This window comes from Sedimenticola selenatireducens (assembly GCF_963675335.2).
Classification (GTDB): Bacteria; Pseudomonadota; Gammaproteobacteria; order Chromatiales; family Chromatiaceae; genus Sedimenticola; species Sedimenticola selenatireducens.
Genome location: NZ_CAXXYC010000003.1, coordinates 394,281 through 412,129, shown reverse-complemented (window position 1 = coordinate 412,129; position 17,849 = coordinate 394,281). Strand labels below are relative to the sequence as shown.

Annotated in this window: 13 protein-coding genes; 10 read left to right on the top strand and 3 right to left on the bottom strand. The window is 55.1% G+C overall.

The window, feature by feature from the left end; translation table 11 throughout:
* The first annotated feature begins 93 nt into the window (after positions 1 to 93).
* Complete coding sequence (locus ACHZBF_RS05665) at positions 94 to 687, top strand: ANTAR domain-containing response regulator (protein ID WP_273439168.1); 594 nt, start codon at positions 94 to 96, stop codon at positions 685 to 687.
* Here ACHZBF_RS05665 and ACHZBF_RS05660 read toward each other — a convergent pair.
* Entirely contained in the window at positions 654 to 3,398 is a 2,745-nt protein-coding gene (locus ACHZBF_RS05660; RefSeq protein WP_321527873.1) for a PAS domain S-box protein, read from the bottom strand. The two genes, ACHZBF_RS05665 and ACHZBF_RS05660, sit on opposite strands and share 34 nt — an antisense overlap.
* Positions 3,399 to 4,709: 1,311 nt before the next feature.
* Here ACHZBF_RS05660 and ACHZBF_RS05655 point away from each other — a divergent pair.
* From ACHZBF_RS05655 to ACHZBF_RS05635, 5 genes are all read left to right on the top strand, one after another.
* Positions 4,710 to 5,516: a CbbQ/NirQ/NorQ/GpvN family protein gene (locus ACHZBF_RS05655; protein WP_321527872.1), complete on the top strand. Its 807-nt coding sequence runs from the start codon at positions 4,710 to 4,712 to the stop codon at positions 5,514 to 5,516.
* A 1-nt stretch (position 5,517) separates the two neighbouring features.
* Positions 5,518 to 7,629 carry a nitric oxide reductase activation protein NorD gene (locus tag ACHZBF_RS05650; protein ID WP_321527871.1) on the top strand — a complete coding sequence of 704 codons (2,112 nt, stop codon included), beginning with the start codon at positions 5,518 to 5,520 and terminating at the stop codon, positions 7,627 to 7,629.
* A gap of 81 nt (positions 7,630 to 7,710) precedes the next feature.
* On the top strand, positions 7,711 to 8,301 hold the full coding sequence (locus ACHZBF_RS05645) for a TetR/AcrR family transcriptional regulator (RefSeq protein WP_321527870.1): 591 nt from the start codon (positions 7,711 to 7,713) through the stop codon (positions 8,299 to 8,301).
* A gap of 46 nt (positions 8,302 to 8,347) precedes the next feature.
* The gene (locus tag ACHZBF_RS05640) at positions 8,348 to 8,815 is read left to right on the top strand and encodes a cytochrome c (protein ID WP_029134981.1); all 468 of its coding nucleotides are present in this window, start codon (positions 8,348 to 8,350) and stop codon (positions 8,813 to 8,815) included.
* A 30-nt stretch (positions 8,816 to 8,845) separates the two neighbouring features.
* Positions 8,846 to 9,100, top strand: coding sequence for a hypothetical protein (locus ACHZBF_RS05635; RefSeq protein WP_321527869.1), 255 nt, complete (start codon positions 8,846 to 8,848; stop codon positions 9,098 to 9,100).
* On the opposite strand, the gene ACHZBF_RS05630 is transcribed toward ACHZBF_RS05635, so the two are convergent.
* Positions 9,085 to 10,794, bottom strand: coding sequence for a cation:proton antiporter domain-containing protein (locus tag ACHZBF_RS05630; RefSeq protein WP_335342953.1), 1,710 nt, complete (start codon positions 10,792 to 10,794; stop codon positions 9,085 to 9,087). The two genes, ACHZBF_RS05635 and ACHZBF_RS05630, sit on opposite strands and share 16 nt — an antisense overlap.
* 165 nt (positions 10,795 to 10,959) lie before the next feature.
* Positions 10,960 to 11,940 (bottom strand): universal stress protein, encoded by a 981-nt coding sequence (locus ACHZBF_RS05625; RefSeq protein ID WP_029134978.1) that lies wholly within the window; start codon positions 11,938 to 11,940, stop codon positions 10,960 to 10,962.
* Positions 11,941 to 12,273: 333 nt separating this feature from the next.
* Between ACHZBF_RS05625 and ACHZBF_RS05620 the strand changes: the two genes are divergently transcribed.
* The 4 genes from ACHZBF_RS05620 (at position 12,274) to ACHZBF_RS05605 (ending at position 17,846) form a co-directional block, all read left to right on the top strand.
* A complete protein-coding gene (locus ACHZBF_RS05620) occupies positions 12,274 to 13,494 on the top strand; it encodes a cation:proton antiporter (protein ID WP_029134977.1) in 1,221 nt (406 codons plus the stop codon).
* A 512-nt stretch (positions 13,495 to 14,006) separates the two neighbouring features.
* Positions 14,007 to 14,417 (top strand): nucleoside diphosphate kinase regulator, encoded by a 411-nt coding sequence (rnk, locus tag ACHZBF_RS05615; RefSeq protein WP_029134976.1) that lies wholly within the window; start codon positions 14,007 to 14,009, stop codon positions 14,415 to 14,417.
* 224 nt (positions 14,418 to 14,641) lie between these two features.
* Positions 14,642 to 15,574 carry a universal stress protein gene (locus ACHZBF_RS05610; RefSeq protein ID WP_321527868.1) on the top strand — a complete coding sequence of 311 codons (933 nt, stop codon included), beginning with the start codon at positions 14,642 to 14,644 and terminating at the stop codon, positions 15,572 to 15,574.
* 538 nt (positions 15,575 to 16,112) lie between these two features.
* Entirely contained in the window at positions 16,113 to 17,846 is a 1,734-nt protein-coding gene (locus ACHZBF_RS05605; RefSeq protein ID WP_321527867.1) for a cation:proton antiporter domain-containing protein, read from the top strand.
* Positions 17,847 to 17,849 lie beyond the last annotated feature (3 nt).

The window sequence follows — 17,849 nt, the reverse complement described above, 5'->3', positions numbered from 1 at the left end:
ACGAGCGTGCCGGATTAACGCTGATCTATCCCTTGCAGGAAACCAGTAAGACAATAATTACCTTGAATAATAAGCTGGTTGGGAGAATGTCTGATGACGAAGAAACTGCTTCTGGTTGATGATGATGCACTGGTGCTCGCGACATTCGGCCGGGGGTTGCGCGATGCCGGCTACACCGTGCTGGTAGCGGCAACCGGAGAGGAGGCCGTGGAGATGGTTGCCAAGGACTATCCGGACCTGGTCATCCTGGACATCCGCATGCCGGGGCTCTCGGGTATCGATGTGTCGAGGCACCTTGGTGAACTGGGTGTGCCTGTCGTGCATCTGTCCGCTTACGACGACCCAGAGACGCTTCAGGGCGCACTGGAACAGGGCGCGCTGGGTTATCTGGTGAAGCCCATCGATGTTGCCAAGGCGATACCGACTATCGAGACGGCCCTTAAGCGGGCCAATGATCTGCAGAGACTGCAGGCTACCGAGGGACGACTGAACCGGGCGCTGGACACGGCAAATGTGGTGAACTTTGCCGTCGGGATCATCTCCGAGCGGCACCGGATTGACCGGCAAAAGGCATTCGATCTGATTCGTGATCAGGCTCGATCTGAACGCCGCAAGGTGAAGGAGATAGCCCGTGAGATACTGGACGCCACTGATTACATTAACCGGTTCGGCACAGAAAAATCCTGAGCGAGCCGTTTCCGTTCCAGACTGATCACCGGGGTCTGCAGAATCAATCGGGCAATCACCCGGCCCTCCTTACATGTCAGGGAAAGCTCCGCTCCCTGATGTGGCAACAGATCCCTTGCCAGCGTCAGGCCGGTACCCAGCCCCAGCCCCTCCTGTAGATTAAAATTCACCGGCAGCGCTACCGCACTGGGGTTGCTCACCAGCAGAATCACATTTTCATCTTCCGTGAGGAGCCTGGCTGTTATCGCAGACGAGGACGTACCTGTCGGGCCACCGTGCTTCACCGCATTCTGCAACAGCTCATTGATAATCAGCGCCAGAGGCACTGCGTCATTTGGTCTGATGACTATATCTGTCCCCGGGCAATCGATCTCCAGTTGAATCCCGGCGGAAGTCAGATGACCGACTGCCTTGCAAATCATCTCCAGCAGGTCCGCCAACTCGACCATCCCTTGACTTAGCCGACTTTGCAGGCCATGCACCAGCGCGATCGACTCCACCTGGCTGATGGCCGACTCCATCACTTCGGCCAGTTCCGGTTTATCCTGAATATGGTTGCGCAGCAGATTGATAATACCCTGCAGATGATTTTTGATCCGATGATGAACCTCTTTCACCAGGGTATCGCGCTGCGCCTGTACCTCCTTAAGTCTTTTTTGCTCTTTCAGTCTGCGCTCGGTAATGTCCCGGACAAATGAAAAGATAAACTGATCATCACCGATTTTTGCGAGGGTGGCACTGATATCCAGATCGATCACACGCCCATCTCGGCATCGATGACTCGATTCAAAATGATCGTATCCGTATTCCATTATTCTTTTGATACGTGCCGCTACTTCCGGAGCATATCCGGGTACTTTCAGATCGCTTAGTCTCTTTCCTACAAGGACATTTCGGTCATAACCCAGCATCCTGCAGTAAGCATCATTCACTTCACGTATCGAACCATCCAGATTCAGAATCACCAACCCGTCATGACTGTTTTCCAGGATCAGTCGGTTACGCAGGGTTTGCACCTTCAATGCCCGTTCTGCCGCTATGCGATCCGAGATGTCACGGTCAATTCCACGATAACCGAGAAAACGGCCATAACTGTCATAAAAAGGAACGCCGCTGGTCTCCAGGATAACCTCCTTGCCGGAAACATCGATGTTGGTATTGACCAGGCGACTGATCGGCTGCTGATGTTTAACCAGGGAGAAAAACTCCGTTCGCAAACGGTTGCGCTCCGCCGGCGGCATCAGATCAAACGGACTTTTCCCGATCAGCGAATCAGGCGAATAGCCCAGCATGCTTTCCACCTGCGGGCTGACATAGGTATACAGGCCCTGCTGGTCGACTTCCCAGATCCAGTCGCTGGTGCTCTCCACCAACCCACGAAAGCGCGCTTCACTCTCACGCAGCGCATACTCCGTTTCCCGTCGATGGGTAATGTCCTGTCCGGTTGCCAACAGACCAATCACCTTGCCTTGCTGATCCTTCAGGGTCTTGTAGTACCACTCAATCTCACGGAATTCACCACTCTTGGTAAAGATGGGACCAACCTTCCCCCGCAACAGAATATTTTCAATCCCCTCCTGGTAAAGTTCACTGAACTTTATGGCTTTGCTCAGCGGCAGAAAGCATTTAAACCAGTCTTGTCCCTTGACCTCTTCCAGTGAATAGCCGCTGATCTCCTCCAGATAGGGATTGAACAGGACAATACGTCCACTGGTATCCAGCACCAGGACGATCGATTGCGCGGTCTCAATCACCACTTCGGCAAAATCGCGCTGTTCTCGCAGGGACGCCTCCGCCCTCTTGCGCCGCGTAACATCCTTCACAACTCCGAGCATGCGCAGCGGCAAACCGGCCGCATCACGCGATACATCGCCACGCTCCAAAACCCAGCGGACGGTACCGTCGGGCCAGACTACGCGGTGTTCAACCTCATAGGGTTCACTCCGTTCAATACAGGCATTGACTGCATCGATGACCGTTTGCCGGTCATCCGGATGAACCGCCGACAGAAAATTTTCATAAGAGGTCTCCAGGGCGCCGGGAGGATAACCAAACAGCGGCCCGATACGTTCACTCCAGTAGAGTTCACCGGTCTGTATATTCCAGTCCCAGGTACCGATATCGGAAAACTGCTGACTGCGCATAAACCGTTCCAGGCAGGACTCCATATCTCGTTGCTTATCAACATGGGCCTCAAGCCGTCGAAGGTTCTCCAACGCACCGGCGGCACTGGCCACCAACGCCTGCAATAAGGCTATCGCCTGCGCACTAAACCCGGTGTCGCTCTGCTTGTTGTAGAGCTCGAGACATCCCAGCAGTCTTCCCTCCCGGCCACCCATGATGGGTACAGCGACCAGGCTCCTCACTCCCGGCACCTGCTGTTTTTGCCAGGCGGCACGCGGATCATCTTGACAGCCGGGGCAAATGAAGAGCTCTGTTTGCTCCAGCAGCCACCCGGCAATCCCCTCTCCATGGCTAAAGCACCTGTCGACCGTCTGCCAGTTGTTGTCGTTTAAAATCGCCTTGAAGCATATTTCGCCATCCTGATGCAAGCCGGCCGCACCGGCATCTGCCACTGACAGTTCGACCGCGAACTGCACCAGCAGACGCAGAACCTCATCAGATTCGATGCCCGCATGAAGTTGCTGAGTGGCCTGCGTGAGTATGCGCAGCCGATCCGGCAGATCATCCGTTGTGACTCTACTATTCACCTGATCCCCTGCATACGACTGATCCTGTCTGAATGTTGTTGGCGCTTTGTGATAAATCCGTTGCAAGGTAAAGAAGATGCATACACTTTTCAACCAGCTTGAGGCTGATTCGCTTCTGTAAAAACAGTATGACAGGCCTCTTGAGATCCCATGGTTGACTGAATAGATCGTAGGTCGGGTTAGACCGTCAGGGCGTAACCCGACATCGGGGTATGCCCAGCATAGATGACCTGCGAACGCATCCCGGACCTAACACACTCTGGCCGCCAATCGACCCCTGCCTGTCGGATTACGCTGCGCTAATCCGACCTACCGACTGTTGATATCCCATGGTTGACTGAATAGATCGTAGGTCGGGTTAGACCGTCAGGGCGTAACCCGACATCGGGGTATGCACTGTATAGATGACCTGCGAACGCATCCCGGACCTAACACACTCTGGCTGCCAATCGACCCCTGCCTGTCGGATTACGCTACGCTAATCCGACCTACCGACTGTTGATATCCCATGGTTGACTGAATAGATCGTAGGTCGGGTTAGACCGTCAGGGCGTAACCCGACATCGGGGTATGCACTGTATAGATGGCCTGCGAGCGCTTCCCGGACCTAACACACTCTGGCCGCCAATCGACCCCTGCCTGTCGGATTACGCTGCGCTAATCCGACCTACCGACTGTTGATATCCCATGGTTGACTGAATAGATCGTAGGTCGGGTTAGCCCGTCAGGGCGTAACCCGACATCGGGGCATGCACAGCATAGATGACCCGCGAGCGCTTCCCGGACCTAACACAGTCTGGCCGCCAATCGACCCCTGCCTGTCGGATTACGCTGCGCTAATCCGACCTACCGACTGTTGATATCCCATGGTTGACTGAATAGATCGTAGGTCGGGTTAGCCCGTCAGGGCGTAACCCGACATCGGGGTATGCCCAGCATAGATGACCTGCGAACGCATCCCGGACCTAACACACTCTGGCTGCCAATCGACCCCTGCCTGTCGGATTACGCTGCGCTAATCCGACCTGCCGACTGTTGATATCCCATGGTTGACTGAATAAATCGTAGGTCGGGTTAGCCCGTCAGGGCGTAACCCGACATCGGGGTATGCCCAGCATAGATGACCTGCGAACGCATCCCGGACCTAACACACTCTGGCTGCCAATTGTCCCCTGCCTGTCGGATTACGCTGCGCTAATCCGACCTACCGACTATAACGCCATAAAAAAATCCTTACTTTCCGGTTGTTGATATCCCCTCTGTTCCCCAGCAAACTACAGGGCACTGCAGTAAATCAGGAGTACCCCAAGGATGCGCACCTTCAGACTGGATGAGTACCGGATTGAGGATGAACCTTATTACCAGCCGACTGGTGATGAGATCGAGCTGTTTGAAGCGGCCTATCACAACCAGTTGCCGGTGCTACTGAAGGGACCGACCGGTTGCGGTAAGACCCGTTTCATGGAGTACATGGCATGGCGGCTCAAACGTCCGCTGATTACCGTCTCCTGCCATGATGATCTCACCGCCTCCGATCTGGTGGGACGCTACCTGATCAAGGGCGGTGAAACCACCTGGATAGACGGCCCCCTGACCCAGGCGGTCAAGGCGGGTGGCATCTGTTATCTGGATGAGATTGTCGAGGCGCGCAAGGACACCATGGTAGTGATCCATCCCCTGGCCGACGACCGGCGGGTATTACCGATCGAGAAGCTGGGCACGCTGATCGAGGCCGATCCGGAGTTTGCCATCGCCATCTCCTATAATCCCGGCTACCAGAGCGTACTCAAGGATCTGAAACAGAGCACCCGACAGCGCTTTATCGCCCTGGAGTTCGACTATCCCGGGGCGGAACTTGAGACCGAGATCGTGGTTCGTGAATCGGGCCTGGAACGGCAACTGGCCGGGCGCCTGGTGAAATTCGCCGGCATGACCCGCAATCTCAAGGGCGGCGGCCTCGAAGAGGGAGCCAGCACCCGCCTGCTGGTGCACGCCGCCAAGCTGATGGCCGCCGGTGTCAACCCGGTCCCTGCCTGTCAGGGGGCAATTGCCCAGGCCCTGACCGACGACCCGGAGATGCTCGCCTCGGTGAATGAGCTCTCCTCCTCGCTGTTCTGAGATGGCCTCCTCCGCCTCGCGCTCCCTGCCCGAAGTCCGGCAACTGCTCGATGAGCTGCTGGAGGTGGAGTTCTCCTTCCGCGACACCTCCGCGCCCGCGGCCGCCATCGCCAAACTCCCCGGCGTGCGTCAGGCACGCCTGATCAACTGGATTCAACGGATAGCCAGCACCCATGTTGAACTGGGCTATCAGGTCGCCTGCAAAGGGGTGGACGCCCAGGCACTGATGGAGCCGGATATCTTTGAGGCGTGGATATTTCACAGCATGGATTGTTACGATGCTGAGGGACTGCGCCCGGCGCTACTGGCCATCGAACAGTACCGGCAGTTTGCCGGGCAGCAGCAGGCACGAGCGCGCGGTGCCCTGCTGCAGGATCATGAAGGGGTGCTGAGCCATTTTCTGCAGGGGCTCTCGGGACGACCACTGAAACTCGCCCCATCGGACCGCATCTACACAGACACTGAAACCCTGTTCCTGCCGCCGCTGCTTTCACTGCTGCCGACCCCGGAACAGAACTTTCAACACTACAAGGTTACCTGCGCCCTGCTCTGGGCACAGATTCGCTTTGGCTCATTTCGTCCATTGCTGCAATTATCTTCACCAGAGCCGGAACTCCTGCAGCTCTATCACGCCATGGAGATGCTACGACTTGAAGCCTGTCTGCAACGTGCTTTACCTGGACTATTCAGAGCACTTGAGCAGATCAGACAGACGCTTGATGAGCCGCCGCTACCGGCGGAGTGGCAGCGGCTCCTGCCACAACTTTCGGCAGCGGACACCCGGGCAGAGGATGTAATTGCACTGGCGCTACAACAGCGTGGCCTGATCACCCCCTACACCCCATACAGTCATCAGGTCTCCCTGGAGCTGGACGCCGTGCAGGATTGCATGAACGCTCGAATTGAAAAAGAGAAGGCCCGGTTCAGAGTGTCCCTGAATACCCTGCTGGAAGAACTACAGCGCACCAGCCCAACAGAGCAGGAGTCCGAGCGCCGGTTCAGCAAACAACAGCAGGAAGACCCTGCCACACCGGAAGGTCTGAATATCCAAATCCTGCTGGATGACATGCCGGCGCCCCTGCCCGATCAGGTGCAGGCGTTACAACGCTCCATTCTGCTCGATCTGGGTGATATTCCGGATGACTACCTGCAACCCGCCGGGCCTGGCGAGTACGACCCGGCCCTGCTTCAGGATCAGACCCGGGACGCGGACGATGTCTGGCGCGGCAGTTATCACGAAGAGGGGGCACACCTCTATGATGAGTGGGACTTCCAGCGCCGTCACTACCGCAAACAGTGGTGCGCCGTCAGGGAGCGCGAGGTCACTCCACGCCATGACGACTTCACCGAACGCACCCTGGAGAAATACCACGGCCTGATCAAACATCTGCGCAAGACCTTTGAGGCGATGCGTCATGAAAACCGGCTGCTGAAACGCCAGCCCGAAGGGGACGATGTGGATATCGACGCCCTGGTGGAAGCGCTGTCGGACGCCCATCTCGGTTTCGAGATGACCGACCGGCTGCTGACCAGAATGCAGCGCAATGAGCGTAACATCGCCGTCATCTTCATGGTGGACATGAGCGGCTCCACCAAGGGCTGGATCAATGATGCAGAACGGGAATCCCTGCTGTTGCTGTGCGAGGCGCTGGAGAGTCTGGGCGACCGCTACGCCATCTATGGCTTCTCCGGTATGACCCGCAAGCGCTGCGAGCTGTTCCACATCAAGCACTTCGAGGAGCCCTACAATGAACTTGTCCAGGCACGCATCAGCGGTATCGAACCCCAGGACTACACCCGCATGGGCTTTGCTATCCGGCATCTGAGTAAAATACTGCAGACCACCGATGCCAGAACACGTATTCTCATTACCCTCTCCGACGGCAAACCGGATGACTACGACAGCTACCGGGGGCAGTACGGCATTGAGGATACCCGACGCGCCCTGATCGAGGCACGTCGGGCCGGTATTCATCCCTACTGCATCACTATCGACGAAGAGGCGCGGGACTACCTGCCCCACCTCTACGGTCCCGCCGCCTACAGTGTGGTGGATGATGTGCGCACGCTGCCCGTGAAGGTTTCTGACATCTATCGAAGACTCACCACCTGACATCTGTTCTCCCACCAACGAGATTGACGGCCCGCTATCAGCCCGATATATTTGCGATTGGTTAATCACAAATGAATCCGCATGGGCAAGCCGACCGAAACCAGAAGAGCCGAGATCATCGAGGGCGCCCTGGCGGTTGCTGCCGAACGGGGCGTCAATACGGTCACTACCCAGGCTATCGCGGACCAGGTGGGCATTGCCCAGTCGACCATCTTCCGGCACTTCAAATCCCGCGACGAGATCTTCGCTGCCGCCGTTAACCGGACTGGCGCCACTATGCTGCAAACCCTGGAACCCTGCTTCAGCGGTGCCGGGCCGGCCGATCAGCGGCTTTGCAAGCTGATTCGGCTACAGCTTGAATATGTCAGTAATAACAAGGGATTACCAAGAATTCTTTTCTCGGACAGACTGCATATAGAATCACCGGAACTGAAACAGAGTGTGCAGCGGGTAATGCGTAATTACACCTCCCGGGTCTCTCAGTTACTGCAGGAGGGCATGGATAACGACTGCTTCGACCGCTCGCTCGACCCGGACATCACGGCAAGCCACCTGGTCATGCTGATCCAGGGGTTGCTGATGCGCTGGTCGGTGTTTGATTTTGATTTCGATCTGGACTCGGAGTCACAGCCACTCTGGGAGTTCATCTCCCGGGCCGTCAGACCAAACTAAGATAGTTAACCAAATTGTGATTATGTAATCGCAAAAGGAGACAAAGATGTGCAAATTCTGCTGGGGCTCGCTCACCGCCCTGCTACTGGTCGCGGCCTTTTTTGGCTACAAATTCGTTTATCAGGGTGACACCGAGCCGATGAGCGACGGCCGGATCGCCATACAGTTGAACAGTAGCGAACGGGATCTGGTACTGGCAGAGATGCGTGCTTTCGTTGCCACGCTTCAGAGCATCACCCAGGGCATCGCCAGGAAGGATCTGGCGCAGGCTGCCGGCGCCGCACGTACCGCAGGCATGGCAGCACAAGGCGGCGTTCCGATATCACTGGCAGCAAAACTCCCCATGGAGTTCAAGAAACTGGGATTGGATACCCACCAGAAGTTTGACCAGCTTGCACTGGATGCCGAACAGATGGAAGACGGTAGCCACACCCTGACCCAGCTAAGTGAACTAATGCAGAACTGTGTCGGCTGCCACGCCACCTACCGCATAGCCATGGGCAACCCGCAGTAGAACTGCGCTGAGACAGAAAGGTACCAATCAATGACCGCCCCCCTTCTACTGCTGCTGCTCTTACTGTCCCTGATTCTGATCGGCTTCCTCTACCACAGAATACGGAAACAGCAGCAGATCAAACGGAAGAAAGAACAGGCCGGCCGCGAGGCCGAGCAAGGACTTGTCCCCTGCTTTACCTGTGGCATGAGGATACCCCGTGAGGGGGCACTGGAGAAAAAGGGACGATACTTTTGCGGGATCAAAAAGGCGGAACGTACTGCCAACAATCAGGATTTCTCCTGATCATCTTCCAGTACAGGGTCATAATCCCAATCCCGCACACCCTGAATTATCAGATCAACATCCTTATCTGGAATTTGCAGCACTTGCAGCGCGATCGCGCCCAGACGCAAGCTCGCTTCAATAGCTTCCGGATAGGCGTGGGTAGCACCGGCATCAATAAGTTGGGTACTGGTCTCTAGATCACGTGCCCGCGCAATGACCGGTACTTGGGGGCAACTATTGCGCAGCACTGAGATTGCCCGTAATGCAGTAGATGGCTGATCAACGGTAATCACCACCAGTGAGGCATGTTCCACATGGGCAACAGCCAGCAGTTCAGGATCAGAAATATCACCATACACTACCGGATGGCCATCAACCCGCCCCTGTGCCACCCGTTTTGGATCGGTATCAAAAGCCACAAACGAAACACCACTCGACTGCAGCAGCACGGCTATTGTATGTCCCACCCGCCCGTAACCACCGATCAATACTTGCGGTTTGGATACCCCCAATAGTGAATCAGCTACACCTTGTGTCTTGCCAGGCTGAGGCCCGGCCAGCCTACCGGCAATGGCATGATTGAACTTGATCAGCAACGAACCCGCAACCATTGAAAAAAGAACAGAAGTAAGTGCTATCTGACCAATATGCACATCAATCACGCCGGCATCAATTGAAATCGCAAGAAGGGCAAAACCAAACTCACCGCCGACCGCCAATAATAGCGCCGTACGCCAAGTGGCCAAAATATCGATACCACTCTTACGCACCATCGCGGCGACGATCAAAATCTTGCTGATCAATATGAGCAGCATGCCCATCAAGGCCCAATGCCAAATACCCGGTATGGCTGTTGGGTCGATCATCATACCGATGCCAACAAAAAACAGCCCAAGCAGCACATCGCGAAATGGGCGTATGCTCGATTCCACCTGGTGCCGAAACTCTGTCTCACCCAGCATCATACCGGCAATAAAGGCGCCAAATGCCAACGACAGACCAAGACTGTTTGTTGCCCAGGCCGCAAGCAAGGCAACCAGCAGTACTGCCAGTGTGAATACCTCAGCCGTTCGATGTTTGGTAACCAGATGAAAAAACGGTCGTAGCAACCAGCGTCCAACAACAAATACCAGTACAAATGCCGTCAGCGCTTTTATTACGGCCCATCCAAGGGCACCTGCCAATACATCTATACCAACCGCCATGCCCAGCACGGGTATGACCACCAGAAAAGGGACAGCCGTGACATCCTGAAAAACGGACATGGCTAGTCCAAGCCTGCCGTGGGTGCTGTTTTCCTCGCCCTGCTCTGTCAATTGATTACCAATAATAGTGGATGATGACTGGGCAAACACCGCGCCTATCACAAACGCCACAGTGACCGGGAACCCAGCCAGCCAGACGACCGCACCGACCACCAGCGTGGTGAATACGACCTGCGCTGTCCCAAGTCCGAGAACCTGGTTGCGTAGACTGTGCAACTGGGGTAACGAGTAATTGAGGCCAATCGTGAACAGCAGGAATACCACACCAAACTCGGCCAGCGCTTTAAACTCCGGCACATGGACCACGGGCCCAATGGTATGCGGTCCGAGAATCAATCCTACCAGTAGGTACCCGAGGCTGGTTGGAATATGCAGACGTTGAAATGTGACGGCAACGGCAACCGCAACCCCCAGAAGCATGAGGATTTGTGCAAGATTATCCATCATGCTGAATACTCCTTAACAATAGAAAGCAGGTGCGATTCGGGCAGGACTCACCCGGTGGATGACACAATTGCGCACCAATGAGGATCACGAATATCGTTCCGTATCGAAAAGAGCTTCACCCAAGCAACATGAACGAACGCCTTTTTCAAGGATGGGTATCGCTATTCAATCCTCCAGTGTAACCGGTGTTTTAAACTCGGACGGTTTGATGGCAAGCACCGAACAATTGATCTGATTCAGGATCGTCTCGGCGGTGTTGCCCATGATGAACCCCGGGACACCCGTGCGCGCGACGGTTCCCATAACAATAACATCAGCCTTCAACTGTTCTGCCAGTTCAGGAATCTCTTTACGGGCCCCTCCCTTTATTAGATGGATCTGGGGATTGAGATATTCAGCAGCCCCCTTTCCCAATTGGCTGGTAACCTCGTGCACAACCCTATTCAATTTAATTTCACGCTGACGCCTGACTTGCTCTACATAGTTAATAATCTTTATTTCTGGTGTATGCATAAGCGCACCGCGCATAGCGCTCTCGCCGATTGCTTGCCAGGCATGCACAACATGCAACTCGGCAAAATCGGACAGCGCAAGTGAACACGCAATTTCAAGAATTTCCCGGTTCACCGCATCGCGTGAACTCAGTTCTGCCCGAGGATATCCGTCGTCGGTATCGACCGCCGCCAGAATGACGCGATAGGACTTTTTAATCTGAGGTTTGACCACCCAAACCGGACACGGACACTCACGTAACAGGTTCATATCATCACAGCCGAATAACCGATCAAACCAATCCAGCTTTTCGGGGACCTTGATGACCAGGTCGTGTCCGTTAGTGAGCACCTGGCGAATAGTTTCCATAAAACGGGTACCCTTCCGCACCGCTACTTTTATCGAAACCCGTTTGCGGTAAGGATCGACCAGCTCTTCCAACGCCTGCATGTCGGCAGCTACTATCGCGGACTGAAGATCAGCGGAAATAGGGCCTCCATCGGGCATACCAATACCGGCAGTAATGCGGTCAACCACATCAAGAACGGTGAGGCTGGCCTGATTATTCTCCGCCAGTGTGACAGCACGTTCCAGAGCAGCCGCGCAATCTTCTCTGATGTCCACTACACAAAGAATATCTTTAAATATATTCATGTCACTTATTCCATCAATCGGTATTGGTTAACTGGATTTGCCCGCGACTAAAAAAATCGACTGCAGCAAGATCACTGGCAGGATCTTCAGGCCAGTCTTCATGAATAAATAATCAGTCAAAACACATCAGAATCTTGACCCCCGCACAGATTGTTCTGGCATTGATTCAAAAAATATGGACGCGAATAATGTACCACAAACCATGATAGGATGCCCATCCAACGGTCACCAGCTCCAGGCCTTGGATGATTCCATCACCTGCCTTTTGGACCACTCCAAAATCGGTAATAATGTCCCTGTGGCCCAGACCTAAAAACCCTGAAAGGAGCTGACTTGGAGACGCATGAGTTTTTTCTTTACCTGCTGGTCATTCTTCTGACGGCACGCATATTCGCAGAGTTGGCGACCCGTCTGCAGGCACCTTCCGTCATAGGTGAATTGTTCGCAGGCGTGGTGCTCGGACCCAGCATTCTGGGCTGGATTGAGCCGTTTGAAATCATCAAGCTGATGGCGGAAATCGGCATTATTCTGCTGCTGTTCGAGGTGGGACTGGAAACCGACGCCAAACGCCTGGTGCGGACCGGCACCAAATCCCTGGTGGTTGCCTTGATTGGTTTCGCATTGCCGCTGGCGTTGGGTTTTGCGCTGGGTTACTGGGTATTCGGCTTGTCGTCACTGGTGTCCCTGTTCATCGGCGGCACGCTCACTGCCACCAGCATCGGGATCACTATACGGGTACTGGCCGACCTCAAGCGACAACACGCTCCGGAGGGACAGATTGTGTTGGGGGCGGCGGTACTGGATGACGTATTGGGCGTGGTACTGCTGGCCCTACTCTACGAGTTCTCAATCGGAGGCGGTGTGAGCCTGATCAATGCCGGCAAGGTGTTGATATTTGTGGTGGCGTTTTTCGTACTGGCACCCATGGCCGCCAAGTTGATCTCACTGGTTATCCGGCGCTTCGACGCGGTTAGCGAGATCCCCGGTCTGCTGCCGACCACTATCGTATCGCTGGTGTTGTTCTTCGCCTGGCTGGCTCATGTTCTTGGGGCGCCGGAGTTACTTGGCGGCTTTGCCGCGGGACTGGCACTATCGCGGCGCTTCTTTCTGCCTCTGGGCATTGTTCTGCACGAAGATGAGCGTTTTGCACACCGTATCGAGGAACAGATGAAACCGATTGTTCATCTGTTTACGCCGATATTCTTTGTGTTTGTGGGGCTTTCGCTCAATCTGCGCGAGATCGATTGGGGTTCACCCTTTATCTGGATTTTTTCGTTGTCGCTATTCCTGGTGGCGATCACCGGCAAGCTCGCTGGCGCCCTGTTTATAAAGGAATCCTGGCCTGTACGTTGGGTAATCGGCATGGCGATGATACCGCGTGGCGAAGTCGGTCTGATCTTCGCCGAGTTAGGCAGGATCAGCGGTATATTCGATAATGAAGTCTATGCAGGCATGGTGATTGTGATAGCGCTCACGACACTGTTTCCGCCTCTGGTCATGGAGTGGTTCTACGGGCGTTACGGCGATCGCTTGCCGGCCTCTGCCCCCAGTTGACCGATATCCACTGAATATTCAGGCGACTTTCGGGAGCGGCCGCACGGGCTCACCCGCCGCTGGCTGATTACCCATCCAGCGATCCATAACGGCACTCCTGGGCAGGCCACCAGCAACATGCGCTATTGTTCGGCACATATTTAGAATCCGGTCTAGACTAGGAACCAGGGCAATTCCCTAAACCATCGCCGCCCACACTTGTTCCCACCGGTGTACAAATAAATAAGGGCCTTTGGGGTTTGCAATGTGTTCGTATGCCCACTTTCCTGTCTGGCCCCGGTGGGGCTTCTAAGTTTTGTCAAATAGGCTTAACATGGACGCCTACAACACTACGGCGTATCGAGGATTGAGCTGGATATCCCATACGCTGTCCCGATTGGCGAGATTAACCCAACGCACTATCGGCGCCACGCTATTACTGCCACTGAGGCGGTGGGGTATTTGTGCGCGTGGACTTTAGTGAATAGAGCGCGTTGGATTATCTGGAATGAACCGATGAGCGAGAAAGTCTGATGGATAAACGACCAAGAATTATTCTGACATCTCAAGACCTGGACCGCCTGGAGGCGCTGCTTGATACGCTGCCGGCAGGCAGCTTTCCGGGCAAATCCGAGCTACAGGCGGAACTCGATCGCGCCGAGGTGGTTTCACCAGAGGCAGTATCGCCAGACGTGGTCACCATGAACAGCAAGGTGCGTTTTGCCCTGGAATCCGGAGAAGAGTTCTGTTTGACACTGGTGTATCCGAAGGACATGGATGGCAGCGCCGAACGTATCTCCATACTCGCACCAGTCGGCAGCGCGTTGCTGGGGCTGTCCGTCGGTGAACACATAGAATGGCCCCGACCGGGAGGTGGCATGATGAAGGTACAGCTCGTGGAAGTCATCTACCAGCCCGAAAGAGCCGGCGAATTTCATCGCTAGGAGACAATTCCAGCCTGACCATGGACTACATATCATTAGTTGGCGGCACTGAAGCATCTGTTGATCGGCGTCATGGTCCACCGGGCATCTTCTGCTTCAGCATATAACGTATACCCGACAGGCCGTACTTAGCCTGATTGCGGGTTGGCTCATCGTCTATGTACTGCGCGATTGACTATTTCAAACCAGTCTCGATGACTGGCTAAACAGGCAGGTGCGTCGCTATGAATGAAATTCGGAATATCCTCCTGGTTGTTGACGGAAAATACAATACTGAGGCATTGGTCGGCGAGGTTACCACTGTCGCCACTGACGCCGGTGCACAGGTCACGCTGCTGAGTGTTCTGGACACACCACCCGGCCATCATACGCTCACTGCAGAATCGGTTGATCTACACCAGTGGGTGGAAGAAGATCACCTGAAACAGATGAAAGAGATCGCCGCGAAACTCACCCAAGGCGGTGTCCAGGTAACAATGAAGCAGTGTAGTGGAAAACCCTACCAGGAGATCATTCGTGAAGCGGTCAGGGGGGATTATGACCTGATAATAAAACCCGCCGAGTATGAGAGCAGGGTTAAGAATATTCTCTTTGGGGGTACGGATATGCAGCTTTTCCGCATGTGCCCCAAGCCCATCTGGGCATTCAAACCGACCAGCAACACGGAGTTGCGAAAAATAATGGTAGCTGTCGATCTGCTGCCGGATGACCCGGAAAAAACCGCCCTTGCCGACAGGGTGCTCCAGTGGGGCAAGCACGTCTCCGGTCTGGTCGGCGCCCCGCTTGACGTGGTTCATATATGGGATCTCTATGGGGAAACGACACTACGCGGCAGGTCGGTTTCCGCCTATACAGTTGACAGGCTGGCGCAAAAGGAGGAGCAAAAGCATCGCCAGTGGCTGGATGATGCACTTGCAAAAAATGGCTTGGTGCAGGAAGAGGTGCAGATACATTTCCATAAAGGAGATGCGGAAAAATTGATCCCTGATATAGCGAATACCATGGAAACGGATTTGTTAGTAATCGGCACCGTGGGTCGGACGGGGATACCCGGCTTTTTTATTGGCAATACCGCAGATTCCGTTCTACGCCAGATCTCCTGCTCAGTTCTTGCGATCAAGCCAGAAGGATTTTTGACCCCGGTCAAGCTGGATTAGTGGCTTCACCTAATGCCTGGCAGATGGACGGTCTCACTTCATGCAGCCGCGTACCCGCGATAACCGCCTGTCTAACTACAGCGACGGGTACGGGTTTAATTACATTACTTTGCTGATATACCCGAGCGAAGCCGACCGGGAGGCATCGCAACTCACAATATCCGTTTTACGGTCGTACTTGCGTCACTCACTCCGGGAAGCGAAATGATCTGTATTGTTGGTGGTTTACCGCATTCGTGAAAAACACAGAGCAGAACGACATCAAGATATCCTATTCGGGGTGTTGCTATTGACCACCCGGTCCTGGATAGTTGATAAGATAACCAGCTTGTTCAACCACCGGCAGATCAGACCGCACCCCGCCCAGACCGGCGGCAAGCCCCCGCACGACACAAAGCAGCCTGGAGCGAACCCGGTCTTGCAGCCGATTAATTTTCAAAAAAACAGGCAACATCAAAAGAATTGACCGGATCATCGCCTTCTCTGCAATCCCATTGACCGGTATCATCAGGGTCTGTTTTCAAGAACCGGTGATTTTGTGCATCTGGATACTTTCATTTTTTCCGCCCTGTTGCTGCTGGCCGTCACATCGGTAGCGGTAACACTGTTCCGCCATCTGGGTCTGGGATCGATACTGGGGCTGCTGATCGCAGGGGTGGTGGTAGGGCCCCACTCGCCCGGCCCCTATGTCACGGCCCATGTAGAGGATGTGCGCCATTTCACCGAACTGGGGGTGGTGCTGCTGATGTTCGTCATCGGCCTGGAGATGCGCCCTACCCGGCTCTGGTCGATGCGGCGCTACCTGTTCGGCCTCGGTTCCCTGCAAATCCTGCTGGTGGGCCTGGCGATTACACTCTATGTCTCTATCGGTGTGAAGTCATGGCAAACCGCACTGCTGATCGGCCTTACCCTGTCACTCTCATCCACCGCCTTTGTGATGCAACTGCTGCAGGAACGGGGGGAACTGGCCAGTAAGCATGGCAGCGGCACCTTTGCCATCCTGCTGATGCAGGATCTGGCGGTGGTACCGCTGCTGGCCCTAGTGGCACTGCTGTCGAACAATACGGCGATCTCATCCAGCATACCGCTGTGGCAGCAGTTGCTGATTCTGGCCGGAATCTTTGCTGTGCTCTGGATATTCGGCCTGAAGATCGTGCCCATGGCACTGGAGTGGCTGGCGCGCCACGACAACCGGGAAGCCTTCCTGCTGGTTGTCTTGCTCGCCGTATTCTTTGCCGCCTGGATGATGCACCGGGCCGGACTCTCCATGGCGCTGGGCGCCTTTATCATGGGCATGCTGCTCTCCGGCTCCAGCTACAACATGCAGATACGCGCCTTCATCGAGCCCTACAAGGGCTTACTGATGAGTCTGTTCTTCGTCGCCGTGGGCATGTCCATTGATCTGGGAGCGCTGACCGAACGCCCGCTGCTGTTTATCGGGCATACAGTGGTTCTGATCAGTATCAAGCTGTTGGTGCTGTTCCCGCTGGCCATTGCCTTTGGCTACAGCCGGGGAGAAGCCACCCGTATTACCTTTCTGCTAGCCCAGGCCGGCGAATTCGGTTTTGTGCTGTTCGGCTCGGCACTGGCACTCAAGGTAATCGATGAGGAAATATTCATCATGTCAGTGGCGGTGATCTCCCTCAGCATGATGTTCACCCCACTGTTGATCCGTCTCGGTGATTGGCTGGCCCGGTATCTGGAGAAAAGCTCCCACGGATCGAGTGTACCCTCCAGGGAAGGGTTGGAACTTGAGGAGAGAAGTGTGCTGATTGGCGGCTATGGGCGCGTCGGTCACACAGTGGCGACGCTGTTACAAACCAGCGGTATACCCTTTATCGCCTTTGACACCAATCCGGCACACGTCAAGCGCGGGACGGCCAATGGACACCCGGTACTCTATGGCGACATCTCCGATCCCGAACTTCTGGCAGCCGCCCATGCGGAACGCTCATCCCTGGTGGTACTCACCATCGACCATGGTCCGACTGTGATGCGCGCGGTTTCCCACTTCCGAAACACCTATCCCCGCATACCGGTCATTGCCCGCGCCCGGGATCTGGAAGCCAGCGGCCAGCTGCTCAAGGCGGGGGCTACCCAGGCATTTCCCGAGGCGATTGAGGCCAGTCTCAGACTCGGTGCAGAGGCATTGAAAATGGTCGGTGCCTCCGAGGACAATGTGCAGTTGTTAATGGATGGAATCAGAAGCGGTGGATACCAGATGGTCCAGCAGGAGAAGAAGGTTAACCCGTCCCCCGGCAAGGTTGGGTAATGG

Excerpts from the sequence above, each read along its gene's own strand:
- ACHZBF_RS05665 (WP_273439168.1), top strand. The coding sequence starts at position 94 with ATGACGAAGAAACTGCTTCTGGTTGATGATGATGCACTGGTGCTCGCG.
- ACHZBF_RS05655 (WP_321527872.1), top strand. The coding sequence starts at position 4,710 with ATGCGCACCTTCAGACTGGATGAGTACCGGATTGAGGATGAACCTTAT.
- ACHZBF_RS05650 (WP_321527871.1), top strand. The coding sequence starts at position 5,518 with ATGGCCTCCTCCGCCTCGCGCTCCCTGCCCGAAGTCCGGCAACTGCTC.
- ACHZBF_RS05645 (WP_321527870.1), top strand. The coding sequence starts at position 7,711 with ATGGGCAAGCCGACCGAAACCAGAAGAGCCGAGATCATCGAGGGCGCC.
- ACHZBF_RS05640 (WP_029134981.1), top strand. The coding sequence starts at position 8,348 with ATGTGCAAATTCTGCTGGGGCTCGCTCACCGCCCTGCTACTGGTCGCG.
- ACHZBF_RS05635 (WP_321527869.1), top strand. The coding sequence starts at position 8,846 with ATGACCGCCCCCCTTCTACTGCTGCTGCTCTTACTGTCCCTGATTCTG.
- ACHZBF_RS05630 (WP_335342953.1), bottom strand. The coding sequence starts at position 10,794 with ATGATGGATAATCTTGCACAAATCCTCATGCTTCTGGGGGTTGCGGTT.
- ACHZBF_RS05625 (WP_029134978.1), bottom strand. The coding sequence starts at position 11,940 with ATGAATATATTTAAAGATATTCTTTGTGTAGTGGACATCAGAGAAGAT.
- rnk (WP_029134976.1), top strand. The coding sequence starts at position 14,007 with ATGGATAAACGACCAAGAATTATTCTGACATCTCAAGACCTGGACCGC.
- ACHZBF_RS05610 (WP_321527868.1), top strand. The coding sequence starts at position 14,642 with ATGAATGAAATTCGGAATATCCTCCTGGTTGTTGACGGAAAATACAAT.